Below are 12,399 nucleotides of genomic sequence, written 5' to 3' on the forward strand. Positions count from 1 at the left end.
TTAATATTTCTGCACGTTTTTAAAAAAGATGCAATTAGATTGATCTTTTTAGAAAAATATCAAATGAAAAAAATATGTTGTAAAGAATCAGGACCTAAATATTGCCTGGATAAAGAGAAGAAAAACAGGTGTTTTTTGAAAAAAGTAAGGGCGCCTAGAAAAGCGCCCTCAATTTGTTACTATCCTATGAAAACCCTATTTGAATACAAAGGTAAGGGCATGTTATTTTTCTTTGAAATTTTAGAGCCTAAATAACATATCATTAACAAGAAGTTGTAACATCAATCAGCTGCAACCCATGCTGGTACCGCAATTCAAACATTTATAGCAAGTACCCGAACGCACCGTGATATGTCCACAGGTATTACATGCCGGCGCATCACTTTGCATACTTTTCAGGTAATCCTGCGTACCACTTTCCTGCTGAAATGCTGTAGCCGCCTGCATCCTGGGAATACGCGGAGCAGCTTGCCCACTATTGTTTACCTTTCCTGGCAATGGAACCGGCGCCTCCTCATCCGCATCCCCTTCACCCGTATTACCAGGTGAATCCAGCACATGTACCAGGTCGGTACGGCCCAGGTACTCATATCCTAACACCCTGAAAATATAATCGATTAGCGAGGTGGCCGATTTAATATTGGGATGATCTACCATTCCGGCCGGCTCAAACCGCGTGAAGACAAACTTATCTACAAACTCTTCCAACGGAACCCCGTATTGCAATCCAACAGAAACGGCAATGGCAAAACAGTTCATCAAACTCCGTAAAGTAGAGCCCTCTTTCGCCAGATCAATAAATATTTCGCCCAACGTACCATCGTTGTACTCTCCGGTACGCACAAAAATTACCTGGCCACCTACATTTGCCTTTTGCGTAAACCCACCCCGTTTGGATGGCAAACTTTGCCGCTCCACAATCCTCGACAACTGGCGCTTTAAGGTGGTGTCCCTGCTGGCCAGCATCCGTTTGTTCACTTCCTCCAGCAACTCATCAATCGTCAGCTGCTGCAGGTCCTGCCCGGCAGCCACCTCGTTCACCGGCTCCGCTTTCTTCCTTTTATCACTCTTATTGCTTAAAGGCTGACTTAACTTACTACCATCCCGGTACAAAGCACAGGCTTTCAACCCAAGTTGCCAGCTGAGCTTGTAAGCATCCGCAATTTCTTCCACAGCCGCCTCATTCGGCAGGTTAATGGTTTTGGAAATAGCCCCTGAAATAAAAGGTTGCACCGCCGCCATCATCCTGATGTGACCATGCGCATGTATATACCGCTCTCCATGCTTTCCACATTTATTGGCGCAGTCAAATACAGGTAAATGAGCATCTTTCAGGTAAGGAGCCCCCTCCACCGTCATTGTTCCGCACACATAATCATTCGCCGCTTCTATCTGCTCATCCGTAAATCCTAAAGCATGTAACAGGCTGAACTCAAGACTGTAATAATCCTCCGCCTTAAACCCTAACCGCTGCAAACACTCTTCTCCCAATGTATAAACATTAAATACAAACGATATATCAAAGGAAGAAGAAACGGCGGTATCCAGCTTTTTCAGCTCTTCCCCCATAAATCCTTTCTCACTCAGCGACTGATGATTAATATAAGGCGCCCCCGCAAAATTGCCGGTTCCTTTTGCATAATCCACAATCGCCTTTATTTCGTGGGAAGAATAGCCCAGGTTTTGTAACGCCGTAGGAATAGACTGGTTAATAATCTTAAAATAGCCGCCACCAGACAGCTTTTTGAATTTCACCAATGCAAAATCAGGCTCCACGCCGGTAGTGTCACAATCCATCACCAGGCCAATAGTGCCGGTAGGTGCAATCACCGTCGCCTGTGCATTCCGGTAACCATATTGCTCACCCAGCTTCACTGCCTCGTCCCATGCCTTGGTGGCCGATTTCAGCAGGTAATCCGCGCAATACCGTGCATCAATGCCCCTGGGCTTTATCTCCAGTCCATCATACGCATCAGAGGCATCGTATGCGGCCGCCCGGTGATTCCGCATCACCCGCAACATATCTTCCCGGTTCTCTTCATACCGGGGAAAGGCGCCCAGATGTGCAGCCATCTCCGCAGAAGTTTTATAGGCAATCCCCGTCATAATAGCGGATATCGCTCCTGATATGCCACGCGCTTCCTCGCTGTCGTAGGCAATGCCGCTCACCATCAGCATAGAGCCCAGGTTGGCATAACCCAGCCCCAGCGTGCGGTATTCATAACTAAGCTGTGCCACTTCTTTAGAGGGGAACTGTGCCATCAGCACAGAAATCTCCAGCACCACTGTCCATAACCTCACGGTGTACTCAAAGCCGGGAACATCAAACAGGTTACTTTCATCATCGAAAAAGCGCCGGAGGTTCACGGACGCCAGATTACAGGCTGTATTATCGAGGAACATATATTCTGAACACGGATTAGAGGCGTTAATACGCCCGCCCTGCGGACAGGTATGCCACTCATTGATAGTCGTGTCATATTGCGTACCCGGATCTGCACAACGCCAGGCAGCATAAGTAATCTGATCCCATAAATCCTTTGCTTTTACCGTTTTTGTAGTTTTGCCGGTACTCCTGGCTTTGAGTTCCCATTCGCCATCTTCCACCAACACCCGGAAAAAAGAATTCGGTACCCGGACAGAATTATTGGAGTTCTGGCCAGATACCGTTTTATATGCATCTCCTTCATAATCAGAAGAATAGCCAGCTGCAATCAACGCTGCCACCTTCTTTTCTTCCTCTACTTTCCAGTTTACAAATTCCATAATCTCCGGGTGATCAAGATCCAGGCACACCATTTTTGCGGCCCTCCTGGTGGTGCCACCCGACTTAATTGCTCCCGCGGCCCGGTCCCCGATCTTCAGAAAACTCATTAATCCACTGGAAGTTCCGCCACCACTGAGCTTTTCCCCATCTCCCCGGATATGCGAAAAATTAGTACCCACACCGGAACCGTATTTGAAGATGCGGGCTTCCCGCATCCATAAATCCATAATTCCACCCTCATTCACCAGGTCATCGTTTACACTTAAAATAAAACAGGCATGAGGCTGAGGCCGCTCGTAAGCAGAAGTAGACTTTTCCAGGTTGCCGGTATTTTGCTCCACATAGTAATGCCCCTGTGGCTTGCCTTTAATACCATAGCTCTCAAATAAGCCGGTATTAAACCATTGGGGGGAGTTAGGCACACACGACTGGTTGAGCATACTGTAGGTCAGCTCTTCATAGAAAATCCGGGCATCTTCCGCGGAAGCGAAATAGCCATATCTTTCACCCCAGGCACGCCAGCAGTTGGCCATACGATGCACCACCTGTTTCACCGAAGTTTCCCTCCCTGAAGTGCCATCAGCCTGCGGCACCCCTGCTTTGCGGAAATATTTCTGCGCCAGGATGTCGGTAGCAATCTGCGACCAGGCAGCCGGTACTTCCACGTTATTCATTTCAAATACTACATCGCCACCGGGATTCCGGATCACAGAAGAGCGGAGTTCGTAGGCAAACTGATCGTATGGACTCACACCTTCTTTGGTAAAATGGCGGGTAAACGCAAGCCCATTCTTACTATTGACTGGATTTTCCATGCCCGTAAATTTTTCTTAGATGATATAAATGAGTTAGTATAGCGGAGTACTCTAAAATTAATTTTAAAATGCCTGGAGCGGCCCATTTATTTTGCACAGATTGTGGATAATTGCGCAAACAGTTTGCCAACACGTTTGTTATAAAGCCAAAAAGAAATCCGGCTTAAAATTTGTCATTAACAAAACGTTTACAGTTGCGTTACACATAATCCGCTAGGTATCATGAAGTTCATGAATAGAAAATGAATTGAATGCATATTTATTTAGCAATGTGTGTTATTAATAAAAATATTATACATTTGCGACAACCGGAACAATGCGCTATTGATGTACAATAACATATACACTTCGTTCATCGAAAGAAAGGCTAAAAAGGAAAAGGCATTCGCGGTTTTAATTGACCCGGATAAGGTAACACCTGCCGGCATCATAGAGATTGCTGATAAATGCACTGCTGCCAAAGTTGATTATATCTTCCTTGGAGGTAGTCTGGTGATCTCTGATCACCTTGATGAATGCGTACAACAGCTGAAAGCCAGCTGCAACATTCCCGTTGTATTATTTCCCGGAAGCCCTTCCCAGGTATCAAAATATGCTGATGCCTTACTCTATCTGTCTGTAATTTCCGGCAGAAACCCTGAATTACTGATTGGACAGCATGTGGTATCTGCCGCTGCTGTGAAGAAAAGCGGACTGGAAGTAATTTCCACCGGTTACATGGTAATCGACGGCGGAGCACCCACTACAGTTTCTTATATCAGCAACACCATGCCTATCCCGGCAGACAAGGCAGATATTGCCATGTGTACCGCAATAGCAGGGGAAATGCTGGGAATGAAAGTGATTTATATGGATGCCGGCAGCGGCGCCCGTGTACCTATCACAGAAAGTATGATCAGCAGGGTGGCCAGCCAGGTACAGGCTCCTATTATTGTAGGAGGAGGTATAAGAGATGCAGAAAAAGCTTACCTGAATTGTAAAGCAGGCGCGGATATCCTCGTAGTAGGCAACGCCATTGAGAAAGACCTTTCTCTCATTAAGGAACTGGCAGACGCCGTGCATTCTGTTCCTGTAAAAGCCTAAAGATATAGCATAAAATATAAAACGAATGACAGCAGGAGACAGCAGGAGATCTGCTGTCTCCTGCTGTCATTCGTTTTATTAGCTGACCGCTAAATACTTACAGGCTCATCATCTCCTTAAACTTCACTGCCTGCCTGCGGCTTACTTCAATTTTTTCGCCCCCGCGCATTTCCAGCAACAAGCCGCCATTAAAGTAAGTATCAATTTTCTCAATCATCCGCAGATTCACAATATGTTTACGGTTTGCACGGAAAAAAGTACGCTCGTCCAGTCTTTCTTCCAGTGCATTCAATGATTTGAGGATCAAAGGCTTGTTGGTTTCAAAATAAACCCGCGCATAGTTACCCACACTTTCAAAAAGCCGGATTTCCTGCAGCTTCACAAACCAGCACCTGTCGCCGTCTTTCACAAAAACCTGGTCATTTTCAGACAATAAATTACGGATACCACCAGATGCCGCCAAACGGTCCTTCTCATCCTGCTGATGCAGTTTATGGATCGCATCTGCCAGCCGCTTTGGCTCTACCGGTTTCAACAGGTAGTCCAGTGCATTGTACTCAAATGCTTTCAGCGCATACTCATCATATGCAGTAGTGAAAATCACCTGCGGCGTTTTCTCCAGCTCTGCCAGCAAATCAAAACCTGTTTTATCAGGCATCTGGATATCCAGGAACAGTAAGTCAGGATGAAGCGTTTCTATCTTCTCTATACCATCCTTCGCGTTCACAGCTTCCCCCACCACCACTATTTCCGGGTGATCTGCCAGTAATTTTTTCAATTCACTTCTGGCCAGGCGTTCATCATCTATTATCAATGCTTTTTTCATTGGCAATATGAAGTTTGGTTGATGATTTAATTGATTTAAAAATAATAGCTATAACCAGTTAATCCGGCTACAGCAGTTTATAACAAGTGATTTAGAGCAAGGGCATCACTACAGTAGCTTCCACCGTTTGCTCATCTTTATTCCTGATTTCAAAAGAAGCCCTGCTGCCAAACAAAAGGCTCAACCGCTGCCGGGTGCTCTGTAATCCAAAGCCATGCCCGTTCATATTGTTTTCTATAATCTGACCGGTATTTTCAATGGTAATTACATGCTGCATACCCTTCAGGGAAGAATGAATATAAACCGAGCCTCCCCGGATGATCCGGGAAATCCCATGCTTAATGGCATTTTCCACCAACGTTTGCAACATCATCGGTGGTACCTGTAACTCCAGCGTATCCGGGTCAATCTCATACTTAACACTCAAACGCTCCTCAAACCGGATATGTTCCAATGCAAGGTAATCCTTTACTATATTCAATTCGTTTTCCAGACTCACCGTTTCCGCCTTCTCCGTTTGCATAGAGCTCCGCAGGATATTGGAAAGCTCTGTGATGGCAGTTCTTGCCCGCTGTGGGTTTTCATCTACCAGCGCCCGGATACTGTTCAGCGCATTAAAAATAAAGTGTGGATTCAGCTGCGCTTTAATCGTTTTCAACTCCAGCTCCTTCACAGTAGTCTCCAGCTTTAACTGATCCACCTGCGACCGCCGGTTCCTTTCAATGTAATGCCATATGAAATATAGAAACCACCAGATGGTAGTGATCAGGAAAGATCCTACAATCCCCACCTGGATGGGCGTATCCGATAAGTGTAACAGGTATATTCCAAAAAAGTAATATCCAATATACGACACCAGCCCCGACCCCGTCATTAACCCGATAAACAGCAGAATCTGGTTCTCAAAATTATAATTCACCCAGGCAAACCGATGGATCAGGTTGCGGAAAAGATGAGTGGCGATAAAACCGAATAACACAAAAATTACCAGATTCAGATAATAAGCCGCGTCCGGAGACGTTTTCCTGTAAACAGAAAAGGCGAAGAAAACATTGATCAGAAAATATGCCGACCACCCCAATATCTGGCACCACCAATATTTGTTTATTTGTTTAAACATTCAATCAAATTAGTAAACTTCACCTATATTCCAAAAATACCCTACAGCGCCCCCAGCAGAAACCTAAATGTTATAAATGGTGAATCAAAAAAGGTAAATGGCAGATGGCTGTATCTGAATGGTGAAATATCACAGAACTGTCCTATTTTCCTGTCATCCTTACACTATTTACCACATATTTTTATGTATTTTTGTTACTTCATATAAACCCTGAGCCCAATTATGAATATAAAGGCAGGTCAACTGTTGAGCCAGATAGAATATCCCGCTGATTTGCGAAAGCTGAATAAAGAACAGCTTCACCAGGTATGTGAGGAGCTGCGTCAATACATTATTGACGTGGTAAGTGTGCATGGTGGCCACTTCGCGGCCAGTCTCGGTGTTGTGGAGCTAACAGTCGCTTTGCATTACGTTTTTAATACCCCCTACGATCAACTGGTATGGGACGTGGGCCATCAGGCCTATGGCCATAAAATTCTCACCGGTCGCCGGGAAACATTTCCTACCAACAGGAAATATAAAGGACTCAGCGGATTTCCTAAAAGAGATGAAAGCCGTTACGACACTTTCGGCGTAGGACATTCATCCACTTCCATCTCTGCCGCGTTAGGCATGGCAATGGCTTCCCACTACAAAGGCGAATTCGACCGCCAGCATATTGCAGTAATCGGCGATGGCGCCATGACAGCAGGTATGGCTTTCGAAGCCCTCAACCACGCCGGTGTGGCAAACGCCAACGTGCTCATTATACTGAACGATAACTGCATGTCCATAGATCCTAATGTGGGCGCGCTGAAAGAATATCTCACAGATATCACCACTTCCCCCACCTATAACAAGGTAAGGGATGATGTGTGGAACCTGCTGGGCAAATTACCGGTAGGAAAGAAATTTACCCGCGACATGGCCTCCAAACTGGAAGCCAGCCTCAAAGGTGTAGTGTCAAAATCCAGCAACCTCTTCGAAGCACTGAAGATGCGCTACTTTGGTCCCATTGATGGACACAACATCACCAAACTGGCCGATACCCTGCAGGACCTGAAAGATATTCCCGGTCCGAAATTGCTGCACATCGTTACCACCAAAGGTAAAGGCTATGCACTCGCAGAAAAGGACCAAACCACCTGGCACGCACCAGGTCTCTTCGATAAAATTACCGGCGAAATATTCAAAAAACCGGTCACCAGCCCGCAACCTCCTAAATACCAGGACGTTTTTGGCCATACCATTATTGAACTCGCAGAACAAAACGATAAAATTATCGGTATCACCCCAGCGATGCCTTCCGGCTCTTCCCTCAAATTTATGATGGAGAAAATGCCGCAAAGAGCCTTCGACGTGGGCATCTGCGAACAACACGCCGTTACCCTCTCTGCCGGCATGGCAACGCAGGGCATGCGCGTTTTCTGTAACATCTACTCCTCTTTCTTCCAACGTGCCTTCGATCAGGCTGTACATGACGTAGCCATCCAAAAACTGCCGGTGATATTCTGCCTCGACAGGGCAGGACTCGTAGGAGAAGATGGACCTACCCATCATGGCGCCTACGATATTGCTTACATGCGCAGTATCCCCAATGTGATCATCAGCGCACCCATGAATGAGGAAGAAATGCGCAACCTGATGTACAGCGCACAACTGCCGGAAAATGATATGCCTTATGTAATCCGCTATCCACGCGGACAAGGCGTAATGCCGGAGTGGCGTACGCCGTTTAAAGCCATTAAAGCAGGTACCGGCCGGAAAATCCGCGACGGAAAAGATATCGCGATCCTCTCCCTCGGACACACCGGTAACTTCGTGGCTGAAGCATGTAAAGAACTGATTGGAGATGGCCTGCAACCCGCTCACTACGATATGCGTTTTGTAAAACCACTGGATGAAGCAATGCTGCACGATATCTTCCAGTCGTTCGACAAAATAATTACCGTAGAAGATGGTACAATTGTAGGTGGCTTCGGTAGCGCAGTCATCGAATTCATGGCTAACAACAACTATAAAGCAACCGTTAAAAGGTTGGGCATACCCGATAGAATTGTGGAACATGGCAAGCCGGACGAATTATACCGCGAATGTGGTTATGATGCCGCCGGCATTGCACGCACTACCAGGGATATGTTGAAAGAAAAAATTACCGTCACTATTTAATAAAAGAATTTAGTTATTTAGCTACCTGAATATTTAATTTCCACAGGAATTGAATATTCAGGTAGCTAAACTTTTTTATACCATGTACTTTCAGCTCAGGATAACGGAGATCATACGCGAAACACCCGGTACTTATACTTATAAGCTGGAAAATACATCGCCGGAGCCACTGGAATATCTGGCCGGACAATTCCTCACCTTTCTCATTACGCTCAACAACAAAGAATACAGGCGCTCTTATTCTTTTAGCTCCACACCAGGTGTAGATCCCTTTCTGTCGGTAACGATCCGCGAAAAAGAAAACGGCGAGATATCCCGCCATCTTATCCATACCTGGAAAGTAAATGATATCGTTACTGCACTGGAGCCCTCCGGCCGCTTCACTTACGAAAAGTCAGATACTGCAGAAAGAGACATTTTCCTGCTGGCCGCAGGAAGCGGTATAACACCCGTATTCTCGCTGCTGAAACATATATTAACAACGGAGCCGCACGCGCATGTTAAACTGATTTACAGCAACGCTGCGCCCGAAACAACCATCTTCTATGAAGCGTTGCTGGCGTGGCAAAAACGTTACCCGCATCAACTGGAATGTATCTGGCTTTTCAGCAATGATCCGGATAGTCACCATACCTACAGAAGGCTCAACAATATTTTACTGGAGCAACTGGTGAACACGCATATCCGTTATCACCGGGAGCATGCACAGTTCTTTCTCTGCGGTCCTCCCGATTATATGCGCACCATCCTGCTTACGCTCACCTTTATGGGCTTCCGGGAATCACAACTCCATAAGGAAAACTTTGTAGTGAATACAGATGCACGGATTGCCAAAACACCGTTACCGCAGGATCACGATCCGAAACAGGTAATCATCCGCTATCGCAATGCAGAGTATAAGCTCGCTGTTCCCGCGAATCAAACCATCCTTAGCTACGCCCTCGCCAATGAAGTATTACTACCTTATAGTTGCAAGGGCGGTGTATGCGGTTCCTGCACAGCGCAGTGTGTGAGCGGCAAAGTATGGATGCCGGTAAACGAAGTACTAACGGATAAAGAACTGGCCGAAGGGCTTATACTTACCTGCGTCGGATATCCGGCAAGTAATGAAATAATACTAGAATTATAAAATCATATAATATAAAAAATATTATCAATCATAACGATCTGATATTATTTTTTGGATTGCTAAAATTTTAGCTAAATTATGTGGAAAATCAGGTGATGCGGAATACCCCAATCCCAATAAAGCTTACTTGCTTATCGCTTCTGATTGTTGTTATCATTATTAACAGCTACCTCCTGTTTAAAAACGGTTTCCAGCATTCTTCATTATTATTGTCACTCAGCATACTAACGCTTTGCAGTGTATGTGCCCTGCTGATCGTCGCCACATTCTTATCAGACAAACGTCCCCTTCAGTTCGAACATCTCTTTAATGAATATCCCATCCCCATGTGGATCTACGAAAAAGCCACGATGCGCTTTTTGTCTGTTAACAATGCCGCGGTAGAAAAATATGGTTATAGCAGAAAAGAATTTCTGGATCTAACGTTATTGGATATACGGAATGAAGAAGATATACCACTGTTGGTAGAAAATGCCGCGGAGCGGTGTAATGGAGATGAATACAGGGGCATCTGGAAACACCGTAAAAAAGATGGCACCAATTTTTTTGTGGAGATATACTCGCTTCCTGCAGTATATTTTGGTAAAAATGCCCGCTTCATCATGGCCAGGGATGTGGATGCACAGGTGAAAGCCACCAGAGAAGCGCGTGAACTGGGTATCCGCTATGAATTACTTGCACAGGCAACCAACGACGCGGTATACGACAAAAACCTCCTGACAAACGTTGTTACCTGGAACCACGGCCTGCATAATCTTTTCCTCTATAACAACCATGATGAAACCGACCTGGTGCAATGGTGGCAGAATAATATTCACCCGGCAGATCATGCCAGGATCGTTACTTCACTTGATGCCTGCAAACTGGCACACCTGAATTACTGGTCGGAAGAATACCGCTTTAAATGCGCAGATGGCAGCCATAAATATGTGGTGGACCGGGCATTCATCATGTACGAAAACAATATCCCCCATCGCATGATAGGCATGATACAGGATATCGACAAGCTCGTAAAACAAGCCAGGCAACTGGAAGAACAAAATGAAACACTCAGGGAAATTGCCTGGATCAATTCTCACGAAATACGCAGGCCGGTAGTATCTATACTCAGCATCGCAGACTTATTTGATAAAAGCAATCAGGACCTGCATCTCAACACCCAGCTCATGGAATGGCTGCATGAATCCACCCTTCAGCTGGATGAAATCATTCATAAAATTGAGCATAAAGTAAAAGCCCTCCAATAGCTATACCTCACAAGGTATAAACTGGTTGAAGTCTTCCTTTAGTGATAAATATAATTTCCGGAAAATCTCCATACGGTGCTGTATGGTTTGAAAGTCATCAATAGGACGGTCGTCATGCACCACGGTTACCGGCGTGTTGGCCACTCTTTTAGCGCATTGCTTGATGTCATGATGCATTTCATCAGCTACTTCGCGCTGGCGCAGTAAACGGTTTTCAAAATGTTCAACCTGTGTCATTATATCCCTGGAGGCTTTGCTGAGGGCGATCTGTTCCAACCGCTCCCGCATCATTTTTACTTCAGTTCTTACTTCGTTTACTTCTTCTTTCCAGGAATTCAACTGCTGGTGCAGTTCTTCAGTGGGAGTTGTGATTTCCATGGTGTATTGATTTATCAATTTAAATGATGATTAAAAAACTATTCATCATACCAAACGCTGTTGTCAATATCCATATTAATTTACCAGAAAAGACCTCTTCCAAGGTACAATCTTTTTCTATTCAACCCCTCACTTTTGCACTTCTTTTTACAGATAAATGCCAAACTCAGGAAAAAAAGCCATCGCCTCCAGGATGCCGCCGGCGCCCGGCCGCTGTGCCTGCAATACGTGCGTCATTCCTGCAGTGCGCGCTATTAATTCGGGCTCCGAATCACCTACTACCACACCTTTAAATCCGGTTTCATACATGGAATAATCATTCATAGAGTCCCCGGCTACCAGCACATTCTGATGCGGCAATGCCAGCACTTGCAACAGCTGTTTCAAGGTAAAGCCTTTGTTCACACCGGAAGGTAATATGTCGAGGTATTTTCCGGCAGATAAAATCAGGTCACATTGCAGCGATGCCGCAATTTCACGGGCGCCTTCAATATCTGTACTATCATCATAATAGTAAGAACACCGGTATTGCTGATGTGCTTCCTGGTGCAGTAATCCCTTCACTGTTTTCAATGTTTCCCTCACGTGATCACCGGGCCATTTGGCCGCAATGTGCGACTGCACCGGCTCTACCGCCGTTAGCGTAGGCAAATGGGTAACAGTGGCGCCTACGTCGCAAATAATATATTCGGGCCGCGGTAAATTATTATTTTCCAGTAACGATAATACACTGCGTATGCCCCGCCCGGTTACAAACACCAGCTGTATATCTTTCTGCTGCTGCAATAAACTATATAGTTGTTCCTTATCTGCCGTTGTACCTCCTAAAAATGTACCGTCCAGATCTGTAGCTAATAACATGTGTCCTGGTTGCTTTAATGATTTC

At 45.5% G+C, this 12,399-nt stretch carries 9 protein-coding genes; 4 read left to right on the forward strand and 5 right to left on the reverse strand.

Features of this window, described 5'->3' with window-relative positions; translation table 11 throughout:
- Positions 1–285: 285 nt before the first annotated feature.
- Complete coding sequence (locus ACLHR0_RS29375) at positions 286–3,582, reverse strand: vitamin B12-dependent ribonucleotide reductase (RefSeq protein ID WP_436491430.1); 3,297 nt, start codon at positions 3,580–3,582, stop codon at positions 286–288.
- Between the two features lie 327 nt (positions 3,583–3,909).
- On the opposite strand from ACLHR0_RS29375, the gene ACLHR0_RS29380 reads away from it, so the two are divergent.
- Positions 3,910–4,665 (forward strand): geranylgeranylglyceryl/heptaprenylglyceryl phosphate synthase, encoded by a 756-nt coding sequence (locus ACLHR0_RS29380; protein ID WP_079469798.1) that lies wholly within the window; start codon positions 3,910–3,912, stop codon positions 4,663–4,665.
- Positions 4,666–4,762: 97 nt separating this feature from the next.
- Here ACLHR0_RS29380 and ACLHR0_RS29385 read toward each other — a convergent pair whose 3' ends face one another.
- The gene (locus ACLHR0_RS29385; RefSeq protein WP_079469799.1) at positions 4,763–5,491 is read right to left on the reverse strand and encodes a LytR/AlgR family response regulator transcription factor; all 729 of its coding nucleotides are present in this window, start codon (positions 5,489–5,491) and stop codon (positions 4,763–4,765) included.
- 91 nt (positions 5,492–5,582) lie between these two features.
- Positions 5,583–6,611, reverse strand: a complete 1,029-nt coding sequence (locus tag ACLHR0_RS29390; RefSeq protein WP_429062004.1) for a sensor histidine kinase — start codon at positions 6,609–6,611, stop codon at positions 5,583–5,585.
- 222 nt (positions 6,612–6,833) lie between these two features.
- Here ACLHR0_RS29390 and dxs point away from each other — a divergent pair, with 222 nt between their 5' ends.
- The 3 genes from dxs (at position 6,834) to ACLHR0_RS29405 (ending at position 11,135) form a co-directional block, all read left to right on the forward strand.
- Positions 6,834–8,759, forward strand: coding sequence for a 1-deoxy-D-xylulose-5-phosphate synthase (gene dxs, locus ACLHR0_RS29395; protein WP_429043916.1), 1,926 nt, complete (start codon positions 6,834–6,836; stop codon positions 8,757–8,759).
- An 82-nt stretch (positions 8,760–8,841) separates the two neighbouring features.
- The gene (locus tag ACLHR0_RS29400) at positions 8,842–9,888 is read left to right on the forward strand and encodes a flavin reductase family protein (RefSeq protein ID WP_436491431.1); all 1,047 of its coding nucleotides are present in this window, start codon (positions 8,842–8,844) and stop codon (positions 9,886–9,888) included.
- A 209-nt stretch (positions 9,889–10,097) separates the two neighbouring features.
- The gene (locus tag ACLHR0_RS29405; RefSeq protein WP_436491432.1) at positions 10,098–11,135 is read left to right on the forward strand and encodes a PAS domain-containing protein; all 1,038 of its coding nucleotides are present in this window, start codon (positions 10,098–10,100) and stop codon (positions 11,133–11,135) included.
- Here the strand turns inward: ACLHR0_RS29405 and ACLHR0_RS29410 are convergent, their stop codons facing one another.
- Positions 11,136–11,513: a hypothetical protein gene (locus ACLHR0_RS29410; protein WP_436491433.1), complete on the reverse strand. Its 378-nt coding sequence runs from the start codon at positions 11,511–11,513 to the stop codon at positions 11,136–11,138.
- A 147-nt stretch (positions 11,514–11,660) separates the two neighbouring features.
- On the reverse strand, positions 11,661–12,374 hold the full coding sequence (locus ACLHR0_RS29415) for an HAD-IIB family hydrolase (protein WP_436491434.1): 714 nt from the start codon (positions 12,372–12,374) through the stop codon (positions 11,661–11,663).
- Between the last annotated feature and the right edge of the window lie 25 nt (positions 12,375–12,399).

This window comes from Chitinophaga sp. ARDCPP14 (assembly GCF_051362515.1).
Taxonomy (GTDB): Bacteria; Bacteroidota; Bacteroidia; order Chitinophagales; family Chitinophagaceae; genus Chitinophaga.